Origin of the sequence: Promicromonospora sp. NPDC050249 (genome assembly GCF_040656015.1) — a bacterium.
GTDB lineage: Bacteria > Actinomycetota > Actinomycetes > Actinomycetales > Cellulomonadaceae > Promicromonospora.
The window spans coordinates 90495-113595 of the sequence record NZ_JBFAKY010000016.1; the positions used below are offsets into that span (position 1 = coordinate 90495).

General features: G+C 72.3%; 19 protein-coding genes and 1 riboswitch. Of the genes, 11 read left to right on the forward strand and 8 right to left on the reverse strand.

The window, feature by feature from the left end; genetic code table 11:
• Window positions 1-69 precede the first annotated feature (69 nt).
• The 3 genes from AB0I32_RS15065 to AB0I32_RS15075 all read right to left on the reverse strand — a co-directional run bounded on the left by AB0I32_RS15065 (window position 70) and on the right by AB0I32_RS15075 (window position 4725).
• Window positions 70-3807, reverse strand: a complete 3738-nt coding sequence (locus AB0I32_RS15065; RefSeq protein WP_357507281.1) for a S8 family serine peptidase — start codon at window positions 3805-3807, stop codon at window positions 70-72.
• A gap of 166 nt (window positions 3808-3973) precedes the next feature.
• A complete protein-coding gene (locus AB0I32_RS15070; RefSeq protein WP_357507283.1) occupies window positions 3974-4516 on the reverse strand; it encodes a Clp protease N-terminal domain-containing protein in 543 nt (180 codons plus the stop codon).
• Window positions 4516-4725 carry a helix-turn-helix domain-containing protein gene (locus AB0I32_RS15075; RefSeq protein WP_116673717.1) on the reverse strand — a complete coding sequence of 70 codons (210 nt, stop codon included), beginning with the start codon at window positions 4723-4725 and terminating at the stop codon, window positions 4516-4518. Before AB0I32_RS15075 ends, AB0I32_RS15070 begins: the two co-directional genes overlap by 1 nt.
• A gap of 130 nt (window positions 4726-4855) precedes the next feature.
• Between AB0I32_RS15075 and AB0I32_RS15080 the strand changes: the two genes are divergently transcribed.
• The 6 genes from AB0I32_RS15080 to AB0I32_RS15105 all read left to right on the forward strand — a co-directional run bounded on the left by AB0I32_RS15080 (window position 4856) and on the right by AB0I32_RS15105 (window position 12160).
• Complete coding sequence (locus AB0I32_RS15080) at window positions 4856-5920, forward strand: PHB depolymerase family esterase (protein WP_357507285.1); 1065 nt, start codon at window positions 4856-4858, stop codon at window positions 5918-5920.
• Window positions 5921-6120: 200 nt separating this feature from the next.
• The gene (gene sucC / locus AB0I32_RS15085) at window positions 6121-7293 is read left to right on the forward strand and encodes an ADP-forming succinate--CoA ligase subunit beta (protein ID WP_357507287.1); all 1173 of its coding nucleotides are present in this window, start codon (window positions 6121-6123) and stop codon (window positions 7291-7293) included.
• A gap of 39 nt (window positions 7294-7332) precedes the next feature.
• Window positions 7333-8229 (forward strand): succinate--CoA ligase subunit alpha, encoded by an 897-nt coding sequence (gene sucD, locus AB0I32_RS15090; RefSeq protein WP_357507289.1) that lies wholly within the window; start codon window positions 7333-7335, stop codon window positions 8227-8229.
• A gap of 290 nt (window positions 8230-8519) precedes the next feature.
• A complete protein-coding gene (locus tag AB0I32_RS15095; protein WP_357507291.1) occupies window positions 8520-10049 on the forward strand; it encodes a DUF6350 family protein in 1530 nt (509 codons plus the stop codon).
• Between the two features lie 10 nt (window positions 10050-10059).
• The gene (gene purN, locus AB0I32_RS15100; protein WP_357507293.1) at window positions 10060-10704 is read left to right on the forward strand and encodes a phosphoribosylglycinamide formyltransferase; all 645 of its coding nucleotides are present in this window, start codon (window positions 10060-10062) and stop codon (window positions 10702-10704) included.
• Window positions 10705-10894: 190 nt separating this feature from the next.
• Window positions 10895-12160 carry an MFS transporter gene (locus AB0I32_RS15105; protein WP_357507295.1) on the forward strand — a complete coding sequence of 422 codons (1266 nt, stop codon included), beginning with the start codon at window positions 10895-10897 and terminating at the stop codon, window positions 12158-12160.
• 1 nt (window position 12161) lies between these two features.
• On the opposite strand, the gene AB0I32_RS15110 is transcribed toward AB0I32_RS15105, so the two are convergent.
• On the reverse strand, window positions 12162-12740 hold the full coding sequence (locus AB0I32_RS15110; protein WP_357507297.1) for a helix-turn-helix domain-containing protein: 579 nt from the start codon (window positions 12738-12740) through the stop codon (window positions 12162-12164).
• 82 nt (window positions 12741-12822) lie between these two features.
• Here AB0I32_RS15110 and AB0I32_RS15115 point away from each other — a divergent pair, with 82 nt between their 5' ends.
• On the forward strand, window positions 12823-14142 hold the full coding sequence (locus AB0I32_RS15115) for an MFS transporter (RefSeq protein ID WP_357507299.1): 1320 nt from the start codon (window positions 12823-12825) through the stop codon (window positions 14140-14142).
• A 22-nt stretch (window positions 14143-14164) separates the two neighbouring features.
• Here AB0I32_RS15115 and AB0I32_RS15120 read toward each other — a convergent pair whose 3' ends face one another.
• Entirely contained in the window at window positions 14165-15100 is a 936-nt protein-coding gene (locus AB0I32_RS15120; RefSeq protein ID WP_357507301.1) for an AraC family transcriptional regulator, read from the reverse strand.
• An 81-nt stretch (window positions 15101-15181) separates the two neighbouring features.
• Here AB0I32_RS15120 and AB0I32_RS15125 point away from each other — a divergent pair, with 81 nt between their 5' ends.
• Together AB0I32_RS15125 and purH are read left to right on the forward strand one after the other, a co-directional pair.
• Window positions 15182-15607 carry a pyridoxamine 5'-phosphate oxidase family protein gene (locus tag AB0I32_RS15125; protein WP_357507303.1) on the forward strand — a complete coding sequence of 142 codons (426 nt, stop codon included), beginning with the start codon at window positions 15182-15184 and terminating at the stop codon, window positions 15605-15607.
• Between the two features lie 14 nt (window positions 15608-15621).
• A riboswitch (ZMP/ZTP riboswitch) is annotated at window positions 15622-15708 on the forward strand.
• A gap of 32 nt (window positions 15709-15740) precedes the next feature.
• The gene (gene purH / locus AB0I32_RS15130) at window positions 15741-17381 is read left to right on the forward strand and encodes a bifunctional phosphoribosylaminoimidazolecarboxamide formyltransferase/IMP cyclohydrolase (protein ID WP_357507305.1); all 1641 of its coding nucleotides are present in this window, start codon (window positions 15741-15743) and stop codon (window positions 17379-17381) included.
• Between the two features lie 112 nt (window positions 17382-17493).
• Here the strand turns inward: purH and AB0I32_RS15135 are convergent, their stop codons facing one another.
• Window positions 17494-18888: an FAD-dependent oxidoreductase gene (locus AB0I32_RS15135; RefSeq protein ID WP_357507307.1), complete on the reverse strand. Its 1395-nt coding sequence runs from the start codon at window positions 18886-18888 to the stop codon at window positions 17494-17496.
• Between the two features lie 293 nt (window positions 18889-19181).
• Here AB0I32_RS15135 and AB0I32_RS15140 point away from each other — a divergent pair, with 293 nt between their 5' ends.
• Window positions 19182-19448 (forward strand): DUF3017 domain-containing protein, encoded by a 267-nt coding sequence (locus AB0I32_RS15140; protein WP_357507309.1) that lies wholly within the window; start codon window positions 19182-19184, stop codon window positions 19446-19448.
• A gap of 54 nt (window positions 19449-19502) precedes the next feature.
• Here AB0I32_RS15140 and AB0I32_RS15145 read toward each other — a convergent pair whose 3' ends face one another.
• Together AB0I32_RS15145 and AB0I32_RS15150 are read right to left on the reverse strand one after the other, a co-directional pair.
• Window positions 19503-20735, reverse strand: a complete 1233-nt coding sequence (locus tag AB0I32_RS15145; RefSeq protein ID WP_357507311.1) for a septum formation family protein — start codon at window positions 20733-20735, stop codon at window positions 19503-19505.
• Between the two features lie 144 nt (window positions 20736-20879).
• Window positions 20880-21830: an aquaporin gene (locus tag AB0I32_RS15150; protein WP_357507313.1), complete on the reverse strand. Its 951-nt coding sequence runs from the start codon at window positions 21828-21830 to the stop codon at window positions 20880-20882.
• Window positions 21831-22075: 245 nt separating this feature from the next.
• Here AB0I32_RS15150 and AB0I32_RS15155 point away from each other — a divergent pair, with 245 nt between their 5' ends.
• Window positions 22076-23065 carry a malate dehydrogenase gene (locus AB0I32_RS15155; protein ID WP_357507315.1) on the forward strand — a complete coding sequence of 330 codons (990 nt, stop codon included), beginning with the start codon at window positions 22076-22078 and terminating at the stop codon, window positions 23063-23065.
• Window positions 23066-23101: the final 36 nt, after the last annotated feature.

Below are 23101 nucleotides of genomic sequence, written 5' to 3' on the forward strand. Positions count from 1 at the left end.
CGACGCCCACCCAACGATCGTGCCCGGAAACCATGTGGTCTCCGGGCACGATCGCTGGGGGGCGCGGTGTCAGCGCACGCCGAACGCCCGTGTCAGCGTCTGCGACACGCTGTTCCCGTCGCTGTCCTCGACCGCCGTCCGCAGGCTCACGAACTCGGCGTTCCTCGGCGCCGCCAGCCTGGCCGACCAGGAGCCGTGGTCTCGCGTGAGGTCGAGCCGGTGCCAGGTGGCCCCGTCGTCGTACGACACCTCGACCGTGGGCCGGCCCACGCGGGCCTCGATCCCCGGCAGGTGCGACGGGATCACCGTCAGCCGGGCGTTGCGCACGGCGCGTCCCGCCGTGTCGGTGTCCACCCCGTAGTCGAGCTGGACCAGTGGCAGGGGCTCGACGGCATCGGGCCTGCTGGCCGCGGACGTGAAGTCCCACTCGGTGTGCGTGTGCGTCGAGTAGGGCCCCGCCCAGTCCGCGCGGTCGTTGTCGACGACCACCCGGTACGGCAGCCGCTCGGCGGGCAGGCCGCCGCCCACCGGCAGGAACTCGGCGTTGCCCCACAGGAGTTCGGTGTCGCCCTGGTAGAGCGTCGCCCGGTTGCGGACCTCGAAGTTCCCGCCGCCGGTCGTGCCCACGTGCCCGCTGCCGGAGTCGCCCCAGCCCGGCACCGGGACGTACATCTGGTCCAGGTAGCGGATCGGCTGGGAGTCCAGCGGCCCCATGCGCGGCCGCAGGATCGGCCCGAACCACGTCACGTCGCTGGTCGTGCGAGCTCCGTACCGCAGCACCTCGATGGACGACTGCCCCATCTCGCCCGAGATGTGGGCGCTCTGCGTCCACGGGACACCGGCCGTCACCCAGTCGGTCCGCTCGCCCTGCGCGGGCGCCGCGAGCTGGTTGCCCGCCGTCCACCCGTGCCAGACGTCGAACCGTGCCTCCATGGCGGGACCCTGCCGGTAGTTGCGGAACGACGTCTCCACCCGGGCGAGGTCGCGCCTCGTCGAGGTCCACGTGGGCCGGGCCGGGACGGCACCCGTCCAGTGGTGCACGACGTCGTACACGTACTCGGTCGTCGGGTGCGCCGTGACCGTGACCTCGGGGCGGCGGCGGTCCAGCGACCGGAGCAGCTCGGCGCCCTGGCCGGACGTGAGCGTGGCGACCGTGAGCGGGGCCGGCTCACCGGGCACCCACGGGGACTCGTCCCACGGCGCCAGCCGCCCGACGCCGTCGTGGACCACGAGCAGGAGGCGCGCCCCGGCGTCGGCGGCGGCCTGCGCCAGCGTCGCGATCTCGTCGGTGTCGGCGGCGTGCACGACGACTGCCGTGCCTTTCAGGTTCTTACCCGAGCCCGGCCGCGCCAGGTCGTACGGGCCCTCGGCCTGCACCACCCGCAGGGTGCGGGTGCCGGCCGGCAGCGGCGTGGCCCCGCGCTTGACCCGCAGGTCGCCGAGCCCGTCGCGGCCCTCCACGACCGTCAGCGCCGGCTGCTCCAGGCGGAACTGCGCCCCGAACTCGAACAGGCCGTCGGTGACCTTCTTTCCGGTGGGCAGCGCCCACAGGCTGTCGTACTCACCCGCCGGGAACATGGAGCTGGCCGTGTACCCGCCGTTCGGGAACTGCCGGATCACGTCGAGGCGCATCGCCGCAGGGTCGGAGTCCTGCGGCACCTCCGCCCGCACCTGGACCGCCTTGCGGGCGTCGAGCACGACGGCCCGGTCCTGGCTCAGGTCCACGTCCACGAAGCTCAGGAGCGCGGTGCCGAGCGAGCCCGACCCGTTCGCGCCCTCGACGTCGACCGACAGCCAGCCGCTGTAGCTGTCCACGGGCAGCCGCAGCACGGCGGTGCCGTTCTCGTCGAGGTCCGCCCCGGCGAAGATGGCGTCCGACGTGACGAGCAGCTTGCCGGCCGCCGGGCGGCCGTCGTCGTCCTTCACGGTGACGGTCAGCTCCTGACGTTGCCCCTCCCGGGTCGCGCCCGTCAGGGTCCGGGCCCGCACGGTCCCGGCGTCGTCCGTCGCGACGATGGTGGCGCTCAGCTCCACGTCCGCGGGCAGCAGCGACAGGTCGGCCGTGAGCGTCGCCGACGCGGTGCCGTGCGCGGGCACCGTGACCGAGCCCGACGACAGCGCGAGGAAGCCCGCCGGGACCGTGCCGTCGACCGCGAGGTGCAGGTCGACCGGCGCGTCGCCCAGGTTCGTGTACGTGATCGGCTTCGACAGCTCGCCCGGGCCGGACCCGAAGGTGTGGGAGCCGAACCCGGCGCTCGCGGTGCCGAAGACCTCCGCGGTCACGGCCGCCGACGCGTCGACCCGGCCGCTGCCGGCCTCTAAGGCCGTGTAGGCGGGCGTGGGCACGGCGGTGCTGACGATCGCCTCCTTGATCTGCGCCGCCGTCCAGTCCGGGTGGGCCGCCGCGACGAGCGCGGCGGTGCCCGCGACGTGCGGGGTCGCCATCGAGGTGCCGCTCATGGTCGTGTACATGCCGGAGCCGCGCACGAGCTGCGAGCGGGCCGCGAGGACGTCGACGCCGGGGGCGGTGACCTCTGGCTTGATCCCGCCGTCGATCGCGGGGCCCGTGCTGGAGAACTCGGCGAGCGTGTCGGTCGCGTCCACCGCGCCCACGGTGAGGGCCGAGTCCGCGAGGGCCGGGGTGCTGATGGTGCGCGGGCCGCCGTTGCCCGCTGCGGTCACGAACAACGCTCCGGTCTCGGCGGTGAGCTCGTCCAGGGCCTGCGCCATCGGGTCGTCCGCCCCGGCGGGCTCGCCGCCGAGGCTCATGCTGACCACGCGGGCGTCCTGGTCGCGGGCGGCCCACTCCATGCCCGCGATGATCCAGGACTCCAGACCCTGGCCGTTGCTGTCCAGCACCTTGCCGACGTGCAGCCGGGCACCTGGGGCGACTCCCCGCTCGAGCCCGTCGGACGCCGCACCGGTGCCCGCGATCGTCGAGGCGACGTGCGTGCCGTGCCCGATGTAGTCCTCGACGTAGTCCTCGGTGGGCACGAACGAGGCCGACGCCGTGACCTGGTCGGCCAGGTCGGGGTGCGTGGGGTCGATGCCCGTGTCGAGCACGGCGACGTCCACGCCCGCGCCGGTGTTGCCGTCGGCCCACACGTCGGGCGCGCCGATCTGGGCGGTCGACTCGGCGAGGTCGGCGGTGACGGGGCCGTCGAGCCAGACCTTCTCGATGCCGCCGGCGAACGCGGGGGTATCGGCGCCGCGGCGGGCGGTGCCGGAGGCCGCGCCGTCGGTCAGGGCGGTCCAGAACGTGGCCGCATCGGAGCGGTCCTGCTCGACGGCGGCGCCGTCCACGCTCGGCAGCGTGCGGACGACGTCGGACCCGTCGAGCGGCGTGGTGCCGCGCGACCGGGCCGCGGCGTCCGTGTAGCGGACGATCAGCGGCAGCGTGTCCGCGCTCGCGTCGTCGTAGCCGTTCGTGAGGAGCTGCGTCACGTTGAACAGCCGGTCGTCGAGGGTGCCCGCGGTGACGTAGGGGAGCGCGGCGTCCGGGTAGACGTACGTGCTGCCCTCGCGCTCGGTGCGGTGGTAGGTCGACGTCGCGCCGCCGGGGCCCTCGACGTCGGTGACGGTCGTGCCGTCCGCCGCCGTCGTGACGGTGACCGTGTCACCGGTGATCAGGGTGACGCTGCGCGAGCCCGGCGCCGACGACGGGAGCGCGGCGGGTGAGCCGCCCGGCGGGACGGGGCTGCCGGGGCCGGCCGGAGCCGCGGCGGACGTCGACGCGGCTCCGACCGCCAGAGCCGCTGCGACGCCGACGGCGACCAGCCCTCTGGCACGGGTGAGGAAGGTGGACACAGAAGTCCCTTTCGAGAGGTGTTGCTCCTTTCCTACCCATCGGAAACCGTGTGCTGGGTTTCGCCCGTGTAACGGCGACGCCGTTTCGTGGCCGACTCCGGTCAGGTGGCACCGTTCGGCCAGTTTCCTGCCGTCGCCCACCCGTCGCGGCGGTCGACGACGGGCGTCACGCCGCCTTGCTCTCACCCTCCGCGAGGCGACGGACCCGCTCGACGTCGGCTCCGGCCTCGGACAGGATGCTCCGGGCCGGGGACTCCGCACGGGTCAGGCCGAGCAGGAGGTGCCCGCCGTGGATCTCCTTGGAGCCCAGGCGGATCGCCTCGCGGAGCGCGAGCTCCAGCGACTTCTTCGCGTCCGCGGTGAACGGGACGTGCTTGCGGCGCCCGCGCAGGATGCGGCCCGCGCGGGTCAGCGCGCCCGCGCCGAAGGTCTCCTCGGTGCGCCGCGTCACCTCGTCGAGGTCGATGCCGACGGCGGCCAGTGCGGCCGGGTCGAGGGCGTCGCCCGCCTCGATGTTCGTGCGCGCGCGGGTGACGAGCTCCGTCACGTCGATACCGCCGTCGGTCAGCGCGGTGCGGGCGGGTCCGTCGCGCTCGGCGAGGGCGACGAGCAGGTGGCGGCTGTCGATCTGGTCGCTGTGCGCGGCACGGGCGACGAGCTGGGCGTCGACGACGGCGGAGCGGGCGTCCTTCGTGAACCTCTCGAACATCAGATCCTCCTGTTGTGCTTCTTGTGGACTGCCTGGCGGGAGACGCCGAGCGCACCGGCGATGTCCTGCCACGACCAGCCGAGCCGCCGCGCACGCTCCACCTGGAGCGCCTCGAGACGGTCGGCCAGCTCGCGCAGGGCCCGGACGGCGCGCAGCCCGTCCGCGGGGTCGTCCCCGGCGGCGGACGCGACAAGTGCTTGCTGGCTCATGTGTCAACTATGGTTGACAAGATCCCTGGGTGTCAACCCAGGTTGACGATCCGCCGGGTAGCCTCGACGCGCCGATGCCAGGGGGCGTCGGGCGTCCGCCCGCCGGGCGCACCACGACAAGGGAGTCGTCATGCACAGCACTCGTTTCCTGGGCCGCGGGATCGCCGCGCTCACCGCGCTCGGCGCGGTCGTCGCAGGCCCGGCCTACGCGGCGCTGACCAGCGGCACCGACCAGGTCAAGGGCCCCGAGACCACCAGCACGTCCACGTTCGACGGCGCCACGACCGGGCGACCCGGCAGGGACTGCGCGGTGCCGGCGGGCACGAGCCAGGTCGACGTCGAGCTGGACGGTGTCGCCTATCCCGTCCGGGTGCACGTGCCCGACGTCGACCCGGAGGCCGACCGCAGCACCGGCGTCCGGCCGCTGGTGCTCAACCTGCACCCCAGCAACGGCAACGCGGAGTCGATCTCCGCGTACAACGACCTCGACCTGACCGCCGACGCGGAAGGGTTCGTCACGGTGGCGCCCAACGGCGCCATCCCGGTCGCCGACCCGAACCCCGGCCAGGTCTGGTTCTGGAACGTGCCCGGCGTGCCGACGACGGCCGGCGCGTACCCGCCGCCCGGCACGCGCGACGACGTCGAGTTCCTCACCGCCGTGATCGACGAGCTGGTGAGCCTCGGCTGCGCCGACCCGCGCCGGGTCTACGTGACGGGGCACTCCGGCGGCGCCCGGATGGCGTCGGCGTACGCGTGCGCCCGCCCGGACAAGGTCGCGGCCATCGCGCCGGTCGCGGGACTGCGCGCGGGCCGGCCCTCGCCCGACGACCCGGCTGCGGTCGAGCTCCAGTCGTGCGCCCCCGCGCGCGGCGTGCCGGTCATCACCTTCCACGGCGACGCGGACACCGTGAACCCCTACCAGGGCAACGCCGACAAGCGCTGGGGCTACACGACCCAGCTCGCCGTGCAGTCGTGGGCCCGGATGAACGGTTGCACGACCGGGCCGAGGGTCGAACCGGTCACGGAGCACGTCACCAGGGAGACGTACACCACATGCCGCGGACGGGCCGACGTCGTGTTCTACAAGGTCGCCGGCGGCACGCACAGCTGGCCCGGGGGCAACGACAGCAGCGCCACACAGGAAGTGTCTGCAACCGAGCTCATCTGGGAGTTCTTCACCCACTACCGCAGGTGACCGGACCGCGCTCGTCGCCCGTGCTGCCGAGCCGCGCCTCCACCTCCTGCCGGCCCCGGAATAACGCCGCTTCGTTCGGAAGCACGGACGATCCAGGGCTACGCTGTACCGGGATGTCTTGACGTCGAGACATCGCTTCAGCCGGGCTCCGGGCGACAACGACGTCCGAGGGCCGCATCCCGATGGAAGGACGCAGCAGGGTGGACCTGTTCGAATACCAGGCGCGCGACATCTTCGAGAAGCACGGCGTGCCCGTGCTTGGTGGGGTTGTCGCGACGACCCCCGAAGAGGCTCGCGAAGGCGCCGAGAAGCTGGGCGGCGGAACTGTCGTCGTGAAGGCCCAGGTCAAGACCGGTGGTCGTGGCAAGGCGGGCGGCGTCAAGCTGGCCCACTCGCCCGAAGAGACCGCCGAGAAGGCCGGCGAGATCCTCGGCATGGACATCAAGGGTCACATCGTGCACCGCGTGATGGTGGCGCAGGGCGCCAAGATCGCCGAGGAGTTCTACTTCTCCGTGCTCCTGGACCGGTCGAACCGTAACTACCTCGCCATGTGCTCCGTCGAGGGCGGTATGGAGATCGAGCAGCTGGCCGTCGAGCGCCCTGAGGCGCTGGCCCGCATCGCCGTCGACCCGGCCGTCGGCATCGACGAGGCCAAGGCCGCTGAGATCGTGGACGCCGCAGGCTTCGCCGACGACATCAAGGGCAAGGTCGCCGAGGTCATCCGCGGCCTCTGGACCGTGTTCAAGGCAGAGGACGCCACGCTGGTCGAGGTGAACCCCCTGGTCAAGACCGAGGACGGCGAGATCGTCGCCCTCGACGGCAAGGTGACGCTCGACGAGAACGCCGGCTTCCGCCACGCGGACCACGCGGCGCTCGAGGACTCGGCTGCTGCCGACCCGCTCGAGGCGAAGGCCAAGGAGAACGACCTCAACTACGTCAAGCTCGACGGCGAGGTCGGCATCATCGGCAACGGCGCCGGGCTGGTCATGTCGACGCTGGACGTCGTCGCGTACGCCGGTGAGAAGCACGGCGGCGTCAAGCCCGCCAACTTCCTCGACATCGGCGGCGGCGCGAACGCCAAGGTCATGGCGAACGGTCTCGACGTCATCCTCGGGGACGAGCAGGTCAAGGCAGTGTTCGTGAACGTCTTCGGCGGCATCACCGCCTGCGACGAGGTTGCGAACGGCATCGTCGGCGCGCTCGACCTGCTGGGCGACGCCGCGACGAAGCCGCTGGTCGTCCGCCTCGACGGCAACAACGTCGAGCTGGGCCGTCAGATCCTCGCCGAGCGCAACCACCCGCTCGTCACCCTTGCCGACACCATGGACGGCGGCGCCGACCTCGCTGCCGCCAAGGCCGCGGCCGCCGCCTGATCGCCCGCTGAAGACTTCGAAAGCAGAGATTAGAAGACAATGTCGATCTACCTGAACAAGGACTCGAAGATCATCGTCCAGGGCATCACGGGCGGCATGGGTGCCAAGCACACCGCCCTCATGCTCGACTCCGGTGCGACGATCGTCGGCGGCGTGAACGCTCGCAAGGCCGGCACCACGGTGCAGCACAAGGACCACGCCGGCAACGACGTGACCCTGCCCGTCTTCGGCACCGTCAAGGAGGCCATGGCCGAGACCGGTGCGGACGTCTCCGTCGTCTTCGTGCCGCCGGCCTTCACCAAGGACGCCGCCATCGAGGCCATCGACGCCGGCATCGGCCTGCTCGTAGTCATCACCGAGGGTGTGCCCGTGCAGGACACCGCAGAGGTGTGGGCCTACCTGCAGGGCAAGGAGACCCGGATGATCGGGCCGAACTGCCCCGGCATCATCACGCCCGGCGAGTCGCTGGCCGGCATCACGCCGCACACCATCACGGGCAAGGGCCCGATCGGTCTCGTGTCGAAGTCGGGCACGCTGACCTACCAGATGATGTACGAGCTGAAGGACCTCGGCTTCTCGACCGCCATCGGCATCGGCGGCGACCCGATCGTCGGCACCACGCACATCGACGCGCTCGAGGCCTTCGAGAACGACCCGGAGACCAAGGCGATCGTGATGATCGGCGAGATCGGCGGCGACGCCGAGGAGCGTGCAGCCGAGTACATCAAGGCACACGTCACCAAGCCGGTCGTCGGCTACGTCGCGGGCTTCACCGCCCCCGAGGGCAAGACGATGGGCCACGCCGGCGCGATCGTGTCCGGCTCGGCCGGCACCGCCGCCGCGAAGAAGGAGGCCCTCGAGGCCGTCGGCGTCAAGGTCGGCAAGACGCCTACCGAGACCGCTGACCTCATGCGCGAGGTCCTGCAGTCGCTCTGACCCTCCCGTTCCCGCGACGTAGAACCCTCGCGAGACAGCACTGAGGCGAAGTAGAACTGTGGCGAGGTAGGACCCCGGCAAGCGCTGGGTCCTACCTCGCCACAGTTCTATCTCGCTGGGGTTCTGCCTCGCGAGGGTTCTGCTTCGCGGGCGGAGTTCGCAAAATGGGCTTTTCTACACCAGGAACGCACGTGAACTCCATGCTTCGCTGTGATTTTTCCCGAAGTTCACCCGGGCCACGCCGAGCCGCGTCCGCCGTGTGACAGCCCCGCCCGGGTGAAGATTGCGTGGTGAGCGCACCACCCCGACCCAGCTCGGCCACCCGCACCCCCGGCGCCCGGACGAGCCGACCGGCCAGCAGGCCGACCGCCCGGCGCAGCCGGCTGGTCGAGGATCCGACCCCGGCGGAGCACGAACCGCCGACGGTCTCCCACGTCGTGGCCGGTGTCCTCGCGGCCGGTCAGGCGCTCATGCTGTCGCTCGCCGTGGTGGTCCTCCCGGCGGTCGTCGCCTACCTCGTCGGCACTGCGGCGATGTCCACGGCCGCCGGCACCCCCGGCGACGGCGCGGAGGTCCGCTCGGCCGTCGACGTCGCGATGGGCATCTGGCTGCTGGGCCACGGTGTCCCGCTCACCGCCGACACCGTCACCGTCTCCCTCGCGCCGCTCGGCGTCACGGGCCTGGCGCTGTTCCTCACCTACGTCTCGGCCAAGCGCTTCGCCACCACGTCGGTGGCCGCATGGGCCGCCGGCACCGTCACCTACGCCCTCTGCGCGACGGCGGTGGCCGCCATCGCAGGGAGCGCACCCGGCTGGACGCTCGTGACAGCGCCCCTGGCCGGCTTGTCCGTGGGCGGCCTCGGCATGGCGCTCGGCATCCTGGCGCGCCCTGACGCCCCGGCGGCCACCGAGTTCGGTGAGCGGGTGGAGGCGCTGGCCCGCCAGGTCACCGGCGTCGACCTGGTGCCTGCGACGCTGCGGCTCGGACTGCGGGGCGGAACGCTGGCCGTCGCGCTGCTCCTCGGCGGTGCGGCGATCCTGGTGGCGGCGTGGGCGCTGGCAGGGCGTGCCACGTCGTCGGACATCATCACCGCCCTCGAGCCTGGCTGGACCGGCGGGATCGTGTTCGCCGTCGCGCAGCTGGCCTTGCTGCCCAACCTGGTGCTGTGGGCGATCGCCTGGCTCGCTGGGCCGGGTTTCGCCATCGGCGAGGGGACCAGCTTCACGCCGTTCGGCACGATCTCCGGACCGCTGCCCGCCATCCCGCTCCTCGGTGCGCTGCCGGGGGAGGACTGGGCCAACCCGATCAGCGCCTGGGTACCCGTGCTCGTGGTCCTGTGCGGGGTGGCGGCGGGCCTGTTCGTCTGGCGCCGGCTGGAGCCGTCGCTGGTTCGCTGGTCCGACGTCGGGTGGGTGCTCTGCGGGATAGTCCTCACCCCGGCCGTCGTCATGCTCCTCGGGCAGTGGCTGGCGGCGGGTGCGGGTGGTCCGGGCCGACTGGCAGACGTCGGCGCGAACGCGCTGCTGACCGCCGGCCTCGTGGCCGCGGAGGTCGGCGGGGGAGCCGCCGCGGTGCTGCTCGGCGCCAAGCTGGACGCCGTCGGCCTGGCCGCGCGTGTGCGGGACCGGGCCGAGGAGGTCGGGAGGGGCCCGGAGGGGCCCGAGTCCGATGGATCGCAGCCCTACGGGTCCGACGAGTCTGAGAGATCTGACGGATCCGACGGACTGGAAGCTGACCGACCCGAGCAGCCCGACCGGCTCGTCGCAGGGGCGGACGACGAGTCGACCGACGGTTCGGCCCGCGGACCGGTGTCCACGTAGGCTGGTCTGCGTGCAGACGCCCTCCGGTCACCCCGTCGAGTCCACGTCGTCCCAGCGGGTCGTCGTGCTGGTCTCCGGGTTCGGTTCCAACCTCGCTGCCCTGCTCGCCGCTCACGGGGAGGCGTCGTACGGCGCCCGCGTGGTCGGTGTCGTGACCGACAACCCCGCCGCCGGCGCCCTCGACCTCGCGCACGAGGCGGGGGTCGCCTCGGTCGTCGTCTCGACGAAGGACTTCGAGGACCGCGCCGCGTGGAACGTGGGTGTCGCGGAGGCCGTAGCGGTCTTCCAGCCGGACCTCGTGGTGCTTGCCGGCTTCATGCGGATCCTGGCGCCGACGTTCGTGCGGCGGTTCGAGGGCCGGATCATCAACACGCACCCCGCCCTGCTGCCCTCTTTCCCGGGCGCCCACGGCGTTCGCGACGCGCTCGCCCACGGCGTGAAGATCACCGGCTGCACGGTTCACGTCGTCGACGACGGCGTGGACACCGGCCCGATCATCGCCCAGGCCGCCGTGCCCGTCCACGAGCACGACGACGAGCCGGCCCTGACAGAACGGATCAAGGTCGCCGAGCGGGCGCTGCTCGTCGAGACGGTGGGCCGCATTGCCCGCGAGGGGCTGTACGTCGCGGGTCGGAAGGCTTCGATCGGCCGCTGAGCGCGGTCTCGACCGCTCAGCTGAGCCCGCATCCTCCGGACTGAGCTGAACGTAGTACGGCACAGCCGGCACCCACCGATGCGTATGCGCTACGCGTCGGCTCTGGCACCGCCGGAGACCGGGCAGGTGCGACAAGCTGGTGCATGGACATTTCACCCGCTCGACACGCCTGACCACTACGTTGTGCGGCGTGACCGCAGAGACCCGGACGGCCGAGACCGAACCCGCGCCGGAGGTCCCGCTCCGGCGCAACCGCGCCTACCTGCTCCTGACCACCGGGCGGTTCGCGCAGGCGATCGGGGCGGGCGTCGGCACGTTCGCGGTGCCGCTGCTGGCGTTCGAGCTCACCGGCTCGGTGGCGCAGGCCGGCCTGATCAGCGGGATCGGCCAGGTCGGCGCGCTGGTGGCGACCCTGCCGGCGGGCGTCGTCGCGGACCGGGTGGACCGCCGTCGGCTGCTGGTGCTCGCTGCCACCACAGGGACCGCCCTCTGGGCGACGGCGCTGGTGGCCGGCCTCGCCGGCGCCCTGAGCGGCTGGCACCTGGCGGCGGTGCTGTTCGGCTCCTCGATGGTGAGCGCGTTCGTGAACCCCGCGTCGGGGGGTGCGCTGCGCGCCGTCGTGCCACCGGCCCAGATGGCGAACGCCATGGCCGTCAACCAGGGGCGGATGGCGGCCGTCGGGCTGTTCGCGGGGCCCATCGGGGGACTGCTCTACGGCATGGCCCACGTGCTGCCGTTCGTGGCGTCCGTGGTCGGGCACGCGATCGAGGCGGTAGCGGTCTCGCTCGTGCGCGAGCCGCTCAACCGTGAGCGGACCGCGCTGAGCCATCCGCTGGCCGACCTGCGCGAGGGGCTGCGCTTCGTGGGCGCCGTGCCGCTCTTCCGTGCCGTGTTGGTCCTGATCACCCTGCTGAACCTGACGGCGATCGCGCTGATGGTCGTCATCAACCTGGAGCTCGTCCGGACCGGCACCGATCCTCGGCTCATCGGGCTGGTGGACGCGTGTGCGGGCATCAGCATGCTGGCGGGAGCGGTCGTCGCCGGACCGATCGTGCAGCGCACCAGGGTGGGCCGGTTCGGGCTCCTGACCATCGGCCTGCTGGTCGTCGCACTGGCCGTCATGGCGCTCGTGCCGACGTACTGGGTCTTCGTCTCGATGCTCGCGTTCGGGGTGTTCCTCTACCCGGCGCTCAACGCGGGCTTCACCGGGTACCTCACGGTGATCGTCCCGGACCGGATGATGGGCCGCGCCACGTCCCTGCTGGGGCTGACCGGGCTGATCGCCGCGCCGGCCGCACCCGTCCTGGGCAGTGCTCTGCTGGAAGGCTTCGGCGTCGGCACCAGTCTGTGGGTGATGGTGGGGGCGATGGCGTGCGTGCTCCTGGCGCTCGGCTGCACGCGGCCGCTCATGCGGATCGGCACGCCGGACACCTGGGCGGCCGACGCGCTGGAGTAGGTCAGTCCTCGGGGATGGGCTCGCGAGCCAGGTCCCGCGGGCCCACGGCGTAGAGGACCTGGTAGAACTTCCGCTCCGGATCGTCCGGGTCGGCGCGCTTGGCCGCGCCGGTCCTGTCCCACCACTTCTCCATGACGGCGAACACCTCCGCCGTCATCTGCTCCGCCTCGTCGCGCGTGAAGAAGGCTCCGCTGGCCGTGCCCTCATGAAAGTCGTCCTGGGCGCCAGAAGCCTCCCGGTCGCGCAGGAACATGGCGCGGAGCCAGCGCAGGTAGGGGTCGATGGCGTTCTCTGCCCCCGCGAGGTTCCGGTCGACCTGGAACCGCTCGACGACGGGCTTCCACACGCGGTCCCGTTTGTCCCGCGCGAGCTCCGGCGCCTCCTCGATGAAGTGGTGCTTGGCGAGGACCCGCAGGTGGAAGCTGATCGAGTTCGCCGGAACGTCCAGCGACCTGGCGAGGTCGGCTGCACGGGCGTGCTCCCGGACGTTGAGCTCGATCAGGATCCGTTGCCGCAGCGGGTGCGCCATGGCGCGCAGGGTCTCCGGGTCGGTGATGTGAAGAACGGTCTCATCCAGCATCGTCCCAGGCTAACAACGTTCCGCACGGACAGATGCGCAATAGCTGTTGCGCAATAGTCGGTGCGGGTTCTAGGTTGTCGCCATGACGACGGATGAGGCGACGGGCGAGGCCCGTGCGGGCGAGACTCCCGCGACGGCGACCGGTCTCTGGAAGAACCGTTCCTACCGTCTGCTCCTGACCGGGGCGACGGCCGAGGACGTCGGCGCCGCGATCGGTGCCTTCGCCGTGCCCCTGGCCGCCTACGGGATCACGGGATCGGTGGTGCAGGCGGGAGTGATCTCGTTCGTCGGCCAGCTCGGATCGGTGCTCATGACGCTGCCGGCCGGGGTGATCGTGGACCGGGTGGACCGCCGTCGGCTCATCATGATCGGTAGCACGGTCGCGGCGCTCGCCTGGCTGAGCGTGGTGGTCGCCGGGCTGGTCGACGGGCTCGCGATCACCGCCCCGCACCTGGCGGCCGCGCTGTTCGTCTCGTCGATGGTGGGCTCGCTCATGGACCCCGCCGGGACGGCGGCCCTGCACGCCGTGGTGCCCAAGGAGCAGCTGGGGCAGGCGATGTCCGTGGCGCAGGGGCGTGATGCCGCGGCCACTCTGCTCCAGGGACCGGTCGGCGGACTGCTCTACGGCATGAGCACGGTGCTGCCGTTCGTCGTGTCCGCGGCGGGGCGGCTGGTGTCGGTGGTTTCCACGGCCCTGGTGCGCGAGCCGCTCAACGGCGACCTCGCAGCCGCGCGGGCAGAGCCTCCGCTCGCGTCGCTGAAGGAGGGGTTGCGCTACGTCTTCGGCGTGCCGTTGCTGCGCACCGCGATATGGCTGTTCATGCTGGTCAACATCGTGCTCAACGGAATGATGATCACGATCAACCTGCACCTGGTGAGCATCGGGACGCCACCCGTGCTCATCGGCCTCATCAACACGGCGGTCGGAGTCGGGGTGCTGGCGGGATCGATCCTCGCGGGCCTGCTCGTCAACCGGGTGCGCGTGGGTCTCCTGACGGCGATGGCGCTCGGGGTCTCCGGGGTGGCCGTCGTCGTGATGGCGCTCTTCCCGACGTTCTGGGGCTTTGTCGCGGCGCTGGCGGGAATGATGTTCTTCGCACCGGCGCTCAACGCCGGGATGGTCTCCTACGCCACGGCGATCACCCCCGGACACATGCAGGGCCGGATGGCCGGGACGATGGGGCTCACCAGCCTGGTGGCCGGGCCCACCGCGCCGCTCGTGGGCAGCCTGCTGCTGGCGAACCTCGGGATCGGCGGCGCGATGTGGGCGTTCGCCGCCGGATGGATGTCTCTGTTCGCCGCCATGTTCCTGGTGCGGCCGCTGTGGCGCATCGGCCTCCCGGACACGTGGGCGGCGGACGTGGTCGAGTGGCCGACGACGCCGTCGTCGCCGGCCACCTGAGGTGCGGATGCCGGCGTGAGCGCTACGCGCTCCGGGCGAGCGCACCGGTGCGCCGGAACGTGCTCGGGCTGACGCCGCGGACCCGCTTGAACGCCACACTGAAGGCGAACGGGTCGGAATAGCCGACGACGCGGGCGACCTCTGCGACGGTCGCGCTCTCGCGTTCGGTCAGCAGGTCTGCGGCGAGCGTCATCCGCCAACCCGTGAGGTAGGTCAGCGGCGGTTCGCCGACCAGGTCGGCGAACCGCTTGGCCAGGGTGGACCGGGACACGCCCGTCCGGGCGGCCAGCGTGGCGACCGACCAGGGCGCCGCCGGCTCGGCGTGCAGGAGGCGCAGGGCGTCGCCGACCACCGGGTCGCGCTGGGCGGCGTACCAGGCAGGGGGCTCGCCGTCGGGCCGGTCGAAGTAGTCGCGCACCGCGCAGACCAGCAACCAGTCCAGCAGCCGGTCCAGCACCACCTGCTGCCCAGGGATGTCGGTGGCGACCTCGGCGGCGAGGTGGTCCAGCACGGCGTCGCTCGCGCCGCCCGCACCGACACGCAGCACCACGGGCAGCGCGTCCAGCAGCCGCCGGCTGATCTCCCCGCTCACCGGGTAGGCGCCGACGACGAGCGTCGTCGCGCCCTCGCCGCAGTCGTTCCAGCCACGCCGGTACCTGGTCCCGCCCTGTTCGGGCACCGCGCAGTGCTCGCCGCACGCCACCGGTTCGGCGGTCGTGCCGACCTCGTCGACGAACAGGAACGGCGCGGGCCCGCGCACGACCGCCGTCTCTCCGGCGCGCAGCTCCACCGGCGGGTGGCCCTCGGTGACTATCCAGCCCGCTCCGCTGATGACCGCGCACAGCGTCAGCGGCGCACCGTCGACGAAGTCCAGCGCCCAGGGCGGCGACAGCGTCGAGCTGCCGAACAGCGAGCCCTGGGCGCGCATCCCGCGGAAGAGATCACCGAACGAGTCCATCCACCGAGACTAGACGATCACAAAGGTAAACCGGCTCCTCACCCATGGATTCGTCCGGCCGGGCGGCGTTGAATCGCTGTCATGACCAACAGCACGAGCCTGACCGCCGAGGACCTCGAGTTCCTCGCCCGCTCCCTGCACGGGTTCCTGTCCGTCGCCGGCGGGACGCAGCCGCCGCAGCCCCGCCCCGTGTGGTTCGAGGTCACCGCGGAGGGCACCGTCGAGTTCATCACCGAGCCGGGCTCCCTGAAGCTGCGCCGCCTGGCCCGCGACCCGCGCGCCTCGCTGGTCGTCGCCGCACCCGTCGGCGAACGCGAACGCTGGATCTCCGTCGCAGGCCGCACCACGGTGGAGACCGCAGGGGCGCACGACCTGAGCTCCCGGCTCGCCGCCCGCTACTGGGACCTCACCGACCCGACCCGGGCCGCCGACCTCGCCGGGATCCTCGCCACCGAGCAGCTCCGCGTCGTCATCCACCCGGAGACCGTCCACCGCTACGCGTACTGACGTCCGGCTACACTTCTTGTGGCCGTGACTGGCGAGGGTGGGTCACCACCGGGGAGCGGCCGAGCGACCCGTGATGCGCGCCGCCCGCCTGGGTGCCAGGGTTTTCCGCGAAGCTAATCCGAGGAGAACCGCCATGTCCGGCGCCCCGTCCGTACCCGATGTCCAGCTCACCGATGACTCGCAGCGCCCCGTCCGGCGCGCCCTGCTGAGCGTCTACGACAAGACCGGCCTGATCGAGCTCGCGACCGCCCTGCACGACGCAGGGGTCGAGCTCGTCTCCACCGGCTCCACCGCGTCGCGGATCGCCGACGCCGGGATCCCCGTCACCCCCGTCGACGAGCTCACCGGGTTCCCCGAGTGCCTCGAGGGCCGGGTCAAGACCCTGCACCCCCGCGTGCACGCCGGCATCCTCGCCGACACCCGCAAGCAGGACCACCTCGACCAGCTCGTCGAGCTCGAGATCGCGCCGTTCGAGCTGGTCGTCGTGAACCTCTACCCGTTCGCGGCCACCGTCGCGTCGGGCGCCGGGCCGGACGCCGTCGTCGAGCAGATCGACATCGGCGGGCCGTCCATGGTGCGCGCCGCGGCGAAGAACCACCCGTCGGTAGCCGTCGTCGTCGACCCCGCGCGGTACGACGACGTCGTCACCGCCGTGCAGGCCGGCGGCTTCACCTACGCCCAGCGCAAGGCGCTCGCGGCGGCGGCCTTCGTGCACACCGCCACGTACGACGTCGCGGTCGCGTCCTGGATGGGCTCCGTGCTCTCGCCCACCGACGCGGTGGACGGCGCCGAGGGCCCCGTGTCCACGGGCTTCCCGGCCTGGGCCGGCGGCACCTGGGAGCGTGCCGACGTACTTCGTTACGGCGAGAACCCGCACCAGCGGGCCGCCCTCTACACGCGCGGTGACGGGGTCAAGGGTCTGGCCCAGGCCGAGCAGCTGCACGGCAAGGCCATGAGCTACAACAACTACGTCGACGCCGACGCCGCGTGGCGCGCCGCCTGGGACCACGAGGGCCCGGCGGTGGCGATCATCAAGCACGCCAACCCGTGCGGCATCGCCGTCGGCGCCGACATCGCGGAGGCGCACGCGCGGGCCCACGCGACCGACCCGGTCAGCGCGTTCGGCGGCGTGATCGCCGCCAACGGTGTGATCTCTGCGGCCGCCGCCGCGCAGATCGCCCCGGTGTTCACCGAGGTCGTCGTGGCGACCGGCTTCGAGCCGGAGGCGCTGGAGATCCTGCGGGCCAAGAAGAACATCCGCCTGCTGGTCGTCCCGGAGGCGCCCTCGGGCGCCGTCGAGACCCGGCCGATCTCAGGCGGGCTGCTCATGCAGGCGACCGACCGGTTCCAGGCTGACGGCGACGCCCCGGAGAACTGGACCCTGGCGACCGGCGAGGCCGCGTCGCCCGAGGTGCTCGCCGACCTCGCCTTCGCCTGGAAGGCCGTGCGCGCCGCCAAGTCGAACGCGATCCTCCTGGCGAAGGACGGCGCGGCGGTCGGCATCGGTATGGGCCAGGTGAACCGCGTCGACTCGTGCCGCCTCTCGGTCGAGCGCGCGAACACCCTGGCCGACGGCGCGGAGCGGGCCCGGGGCGCCGTCGCGGCGTCCGACGCGTTCTTCCCGTTCGCTGACGGCCTGCAGGTGCTGCTCGACGCCGGGGTCACCGCCGTCGTGCAGCCGGGCGGCTCGATCCGCGACGAGGAAGTCATCAAGGCCGCAGAGGCGGCGGGCATCACGATGTACCTCACGGGCACCCGCCACTTCGCCCACTGACCCACCCCGCCGAAGGAGAGCATCTGTCCGGACAGGTGCTCTACTTCGTGGTCGCTCGGCGCGCGAGGTAGAGCGGGCGTCCGGACAGGTGCTCTACTTCGGCGAACTCCCGTCAGACGACGGCGTCCTTCAGCTTCGTCGCCGGGTCCAGGGCGCGCTCCAGGTCCAGCTCCAGCGGGACGCCGCGGTTCATCAGCTTGCGCACCTGCCCTACCTCGCGGGGCGAGTCGACCAGCAGCACGGCCCGGACGGTCGCCACCCGGTGGCCGTCCGTGGTCTGGCGGGGATGCCGGTCCAGCGCGTTCTCCAGGTAGAGCGCGGCCCAGCCGCCCGACGCCGCGGGATCACCCCGCAGCACCACCTCGTCGAACGGGGACGGCGCGCCGAACAGCGCCAGGTCGTGCCCCAGCTGCTGCGAGAAGACGTACGGCGCATGCGCAGGGATCGGTGCGAGCCCGAGCCGCGCGCGCACCCGCTCGGGCTCGGCGGCGCGCTCGTCGAGCCCGAGCAGGGCCCGGACCGTGACGTCGGGGTCGTGCAGGGCCGCCGACCAGTGCCCGCCGGGGACCGGCCCGAACACCGGGTGCTCCCGCGTCGCGATGTCGCCCACCGCCCAGACCCGGCGCAGCGCGTCGAGGTGCAGCCCGCCCGCCGGGTCGGTGGGGGAGCGCAGGCCCATGAACCGGCCCGCCCGGTTGACCCGCAGCCCGCCGTTCGACTCACGCGGCAGGGAACCGGCGAGCCAGCCCGACGCCGGTCGCGCGCCGACCGCCGCCAGCACCAGGTCGGCCTCGAGTACCTGGCCGTCGGCCAGCGTCACGCGCGCGCCGTCCCGGGTGCCCTCGTGCGACCCGGGCAGCACCTGGTCGACGGCGACGCCCGTGAGCAGGGTGACCCCGGCGGCGTCGTACCAGGGAGCGACCAGGCCGCCCACCCGTCGGCCGAGCTGCCGTTCCAGCGGTACCGGACCCGCCTCCACCACCGTGACGCGGGCGCCGGCGCCCGCGGCGACGCCGGCGACCTCCGCCCCGATCCAGCCGGCACCCACCACGACGAGCCGTATCCCTGGCGCGAGGGCGGCGCGCAGCCGCTCGGCGTCCGCGGCGGTGTGCAGGGTGACGGCGGCGTCCCAGCCCGCCGGCCGGACGGGCTCGCTGCCGAGGGCGAGCACGACGACGTCGGCCGTCACGTCGTCGCCCGACGCCGTCCGCACCACCACGCGCTCCCGGTCCACCGAGAGACGGACCGCCGGATCCGCGAGCCGGAGGTCGTCGGTGAGGGCGGCGAGGTCGATGCCGAGGTCGTCGGCGAGCCAGACCGGCTCCGTGCGCTTGAGCAGCTCCTTGGACAGCGGCGGCCGGTCGTAGGGCGGCAGGCCCTCCGCCCCGAGCAGCGTCACACGACCCTCGAAACCGTGCTTCCGCAACGCCGCGGCGGTTTGCGCGCCGGCCAGTCCCGCACCCACGATGACGACGCTGCTGGGGACCTGTGCTGAAGGCGTGGGCATAGACCTCACGGTAGCCGGGAGGGCCGCCAACCTGGGAACGGACTGGTATTCAGGTTGCAAGCAGGTCACGGCTCTGCAGAATCGCGACGTTTCGGTTGTAGTCTCGTGCCGTGGATCTCAGTGAGACGCGGACTGCCGTCGGCGCATCAGGTGGCGCTACGGCGCTCCTCGAGCCGGTAACCGCCGGAACGGCTACGCTCGAACGAACCGGAGAGGTACGTCTGACGACTGCCACCACGACGACCAGCCAGGAGCTCGACCGCAGTGAGCCCTCCAGCGGCGAGGCATCCGAGATGACGTCACCCGAGCCGCAGCGCAGCAATCTCGCGATCTGGCTCGTGCTGCTCGGCGTCGCCCTCTCGGTGCTGCTCGGGCTGACCGCCGGGGCACGCGTCGGGGCGATCGGCATCGGTGTGGTCCTCGTGGTCTGCGCGATCTTCCGCGCGGTCCTCGACAGCCCGGTCGGGCTCGTCATCCGCACGCGGACCGTCGACATAGTGCTGTACGGCGTGACGGCGGTGCTGATCGGCGTCCTCGCCGTGGCGACGCCCAGCATCTGACCCCGTTCCGCCGGGCGGCCGCCCTGCCGGGCGGCCTGCGCCGCCCGGCGTGCGTCAGCGGTCCGCGCCCTTGAGGGAGCCCGTCACCGGCTGCTCCGACTCGACGACGCACAGGATGCGGCGGTCACCCTCGGCCCAGCTCTCCTCCGACGGCGCGATCGGCCAGTACAGCAGTTCCGACCTGGCCCACCGCATGCCGACGAACTTCGTGAACTCCGGGTAGCAGTACGCGTCGGCGGCGTCCCAGAGCGCCTGCTGCGTCGGCGTGCCGCCGTTCCGCGCGAGGCTGTCGGGCGCCGTCGTCTCGGCGTAGATCTCGCCGCCGTGCGCCGTGCTGCAGGGGACCACCGGGATCCGGTAGAGCGTCGTCTGGCCCGACGTCGCCGACGTGTCGAAGCAGTCGCCCACCGCGAGGTCGGGGATCTCTGCCCCGGCCGTGGCGGTCTCGTCCAGCTCCGGAATCGGTTCGACGGCGGGATCCACCGGGTCGTCGGCCTCGGGCGTCTCTTCGAGGTCGTCCGCCGGGACGTCCGCGTACGGGTCCGTGGCGGACGGTTCGGGGGCGTAGGGGTCGGCGTCCGCGTACGGGTCGTCGCTCGGGCTGGGGGACGACGTCGGCGCGGCGAGCTCGGCACCGGCGTCGTGCAGCGTGATGCCGAGGGGGCCGGCCAGGGCAGGCGGGACGTACGACCGGACCGCCGAGACGAACCCCGCCGGGAGCGACGACGCGTAGGTGGGCGCGGCCACGATGCCGACCGCCAGCCCCACGATGCCGAGCACGCCGAGTGTGACGGCGCCCAGGGCGAGGTCGAGCGTGCGGACGGAGGACTTCTCCGCCCGGCGGACGTTCCCCGTGCCGTTGGCCTCGGCGGTCCGCATCGACAGCACGAGGGCCGGGATCGCCAGCGGCCAGAAGAGCAGGAACGCGGCCACCACCCAGCCGACCCGGGTCGGGAAGGGGCCGGTGGGCCGCTGGTCGGAGTCTGGGGCGTCGGCGTCGGTGTCGGTGTCGGTGTCGGCGTCAGTGTCGGTGTCGGTGTCGGCGGAGCTTGCCGACTCGGTGTCCGGCAGGGCGGGCGTGGCTTCTGCGGCCTCCGCAGCATCGTCCGCGACGTCGTCTGCGACATCGCCTGCAGTGTCGCCTTCTGCGCCGTCCGCTGCGCCGTCCGCTGCGCCGTCCGCCGTGTCGTCCGCTGTGTCGTCCACAGGGTCGTCCACGGGGTCGGCCGTCTTGGGTTCCGTAGCCGGCTCCGGCTCGTCACCGGGGGTCTGCTTCTTGTCGGCCATGATCCGGGATCGTAGCGCCGGGGAGCGCCGACCCGGCAAACGGCTGCCTATCGGCGCACGGTCTGCACAGTGCCCGCACGACGGCGGGGCCGCACCTCCCGTACGGAAGGTGCGGCCCCGGCGTCGTGCAGGTGCTGCGGTGGATCAGGCCTTGTCGTCGGCCTTCTTCGCGGGCTCCGGCGTGGTGGTCTCGGCCTCGGCCTCGGCCTTGGCGGGGGTCTCCACGACGACGAGCTCCGTCTCCTCGACCACTACGACGTCGTCGTCATCGAGATCGTCGTCGTCCTCGTCGAGGTCCAGCTCGTCGGTCTCCTCGAGCTCGCTCGAGCCGAACGCGCGGTAGAAGAGGGCGGCCAGGGCGGCACCGACGAGCGGGGCGACCCAGAACAGCCAGAGCTGGCCCCACTCGCCCGCGAAGATCGCGGCGGCGGTCGAGCGAGCAGGGTTCATGCCGGTGTTGGTGACGAACCACGAGACCAGGGTCAGCGCGGCGATGGCGCTACCCACGGCGACGGGTGCGTAGCCGAACTTGCTGCGCGGGTCGTTGGCGCCCAGGTACACGCCCACGAGCACCGCGGAGATGATGACCTCGACCAGCAGCGCCGGGAACCAGTCGAACTGGGCCCCGCCCTGCGTCTGCAGGTAGAGCGGGGAGAGCTCCCCGAAGCCGTTGACCGCCGAGCTGAAGACGCCGGGCGCGTCCTCCTTGCCGAGCAGCTCGACGAGGGCGCGGGGAAGCGTCGTGAAGAGCACGGCGGCGGCCAGGATGGCGCCGACGAGCTGCGCACCCCAGTAGCTGAACATGGCGCCGATCGAGATGCGTCCACCGAGCCAGGCGCCCAGCGAGACCGCCGGGTTGAAGTGCGCGCCGGAGATGCGACCGACGGCAGCGGCACCGGCGATGTACGCGAAGGCACCACCGAGCGCGATGCCGAGTGCCTGGGCCGAGTTCAGCGGGCCGTAGACGAGCATCCCCACGATCACGAGCGTCAGCAGGAACGTGCCGAAGGTCTCGGAGAGCAGGCGGGAGAGCAGGCTCGGAGACCGCTCCTCGACCTCGGTGACGCCGCGGGTCGCGGCGAGGTCCTGGGACATGAAGTCAGATCCTTTCAGTGGCACACCGGTCCGGTGCGCGTTGTGGCGGCGTGCGTGCAATGTCGCGCACATCCTGCCATTACCTGGCTGGGCAATACCTGAATGCGGGCAGGTATTTTCTTCACCGTACTCATGCTGTGCCCTACGGCATCGTCTGGGTCCGGTCTCCGGCGGTCGTCATGGCCTGTGCACGGATGTCGCGTGGGGGCTGGGCGAGGCGGGCCGGTCGGTGCAAGAGTGGGGTCATGACTGAACCCGTGAATGTCACCGTCACCGGAGCCGCTGGCCAGATCGGGTACGCGCTGCTCTTCCGCATAGCCGCGGGCGAGATGCTCGGCGCGGACACGCCAGTACGGCTCCGCCTGCTCGAGATCCCCCAGGCCGTCGCCGCCGCCGAGGGTACGGCGATGGAGCTCGACGACTGCGCCTTCCCCACCCTGGCGGGCGTCGAGATCTTCGACGACCCGGTCAAGGCCTTCGACGGAGTGAACGTGGCGCTCCTCGTCGGTGCCCGCCCGCGCGGCGCCGGTATGGAGCGCGCGGACCTCCTGGAGGCCAACGGCGGCATCTTCGGCCCGCAGGGCCGTGCGATCAACGACGGCGCAGCCTCCGACGTCCGCGTGCTGGTGGTCGGCAACCCCGCGAACACCAACGCGCTCATCGCGGCGACGAACGCGCCCGACGTGCCGGCCACGCGGTTCACCGCGATGACCCGGCTCGACCACAACCGTGCGCTCTCGCAGGTCGCGGCCAAGACCGGGACCGCCGTCGCGGACATCAAGAAGCTCACGATCTGGGGTAACCACTCCGCCTCGCAGTACCCCGACCTGTTCCACGCGGAGGTCGGCGGGCGTCCTGGCGCCGAGATCGCCGCGGACACGACCTGGCTCACCGACGACTTCATCCCGACCGTGGCCAAGCGCGGGGCGGCGATCATCAAGGCGCGCGGGGCCTCGTCGGCGGCGTCGGCGGCCAACGCTGCGATCGCGCACGTCCGGGACTGGACGCTCGGCACACCCGAGGGCGACTGGACCTCGGCGGGCCTCTGGTCCTCCGGCGAGTACGGCGTCCCGGAGGGGCTCGTCTCCTCGTTCCCCGTGACCTCGGACGGCACCGGCGAGTGGAAGATCGTCGAGGGCCTCGAGATCGACGAGTTCTCCCGCGCGTGCATCGACGCGAGCGTCGCCGAGCTGGCCGAGGAGCGCGACGCCGTCCGCTCCCTCGGCCTGGTCTGACCCGCACCCGACGTACCCGTTGGTCGAGCCCGACCA

What these genes read in the sequence shown, in the direction of transcription:
- AB0I32_RS15070 (WP_357507283.1), bottom strand. Translation starts at nt 4,516, where the DNA reads ATGTTCGAGAGGTTCACGAAGGACGCCCGCTCCGCCGTCGTCGACGCC.
- AB0I32_RS15075 (WP_116673717.1), bottom strand. Translation starts at nt 4,725, where the DNA reads ATGAGCCAGCAAGCACTTGTCGCGTCCGCCGCCGGGGACGACCCCGCG.
- AB0I32_RS15080 (WP_357507285.1), top strand. Translation starts at nt 4,856, where the DNA reads ATGCACAGCACTCGTTTCCTGGGCCGCGGGATCGCCGCGCTCACCGCG.
- sucD (WP_357507289.1), top strand. Translation starts at nt 7,333, where the DNA reads ATGTCGATCTACCTGAACAAGGACTCGAAGATCATCGTCCAGGGCATC.
- AB0I32_RS15110 (WP_357507297.1), bottom strand. Translation starts at nt 12,740, where the DNA reads ATGCTGGATGAGACCGTTCTTCACATCACCGACCCGGAGACCCTGCGC.
- AB0I32_RS15115 (WP_357507299.1), top strand. Translation starts at nt 12,823, where the DNA reads ATGACGACGGATGAGGCGACGGGCGAGGCCCGTGCGGGCGAGACTCCC.
- AB0I32_RS15120 (WP_357507301.1), bottom strand. Translation starts at nt 15,100, where the DNA reads ATGGACTCGTTCGGTGATCTCTTCCGCGGGATGCGCGCCCAGGGCTCG.
- AB0I32_RS15125 (WP_357507303.1), top strand. Translation starts at nt 15,182, where the DNA reads ATGACCAACAGCACGAGCCTGACCGCCGAGGACCTCGAGTTCCTCGCC.
- purH (WP_357507305.1), top strand. Translation starts at nt 15,741, where the DNA reads ATGTCCGGCGCCCCGTCCGTACCCGATGTCCAGCTCACCGATGACTCG.
- AB0I32_RS15135 (WP_357507307.1), bottom strand. Translation starts at nt 18,888, where the DNA reads ATGCCCACGCCTTCAGCACAGGTCCCCAGCAGCGTCGTCATCGTGGGT.
- AB0I32_RS15140 (WP_357507309.1), top strand. Translation starts at nt 19,182, where the DNA reads ATGACGTCACCCGAGCCGCAGCGCAGCAATCTCGCGATCTGGCTCGTG.
- AB0I32_RS15145 (WP_357507311.1), bottom strand. Translation starts at nt 20,735, where the DNA reads ATGGCCGACAAGAAGCAGACCCCCGGTGACGAGCCGGAGCCGGCTACG.
- AB0I32_RS15150 (WP_357507313.1), bottom strand. Translation starts at nt 21,830, where the DNA reads ATGTCCCAGGACCTCGCCGCGACCCGCGGCGTCACCGAGGTCGAGGAG.
- AB0I32_RS15155 (WP_357507315.1), top strand. Translation starts at nt 22,076, where the DNA reads ATGACTGAACCCGTGAATGTCACCGTCACCGGAGCCGCTGGCCAGATC.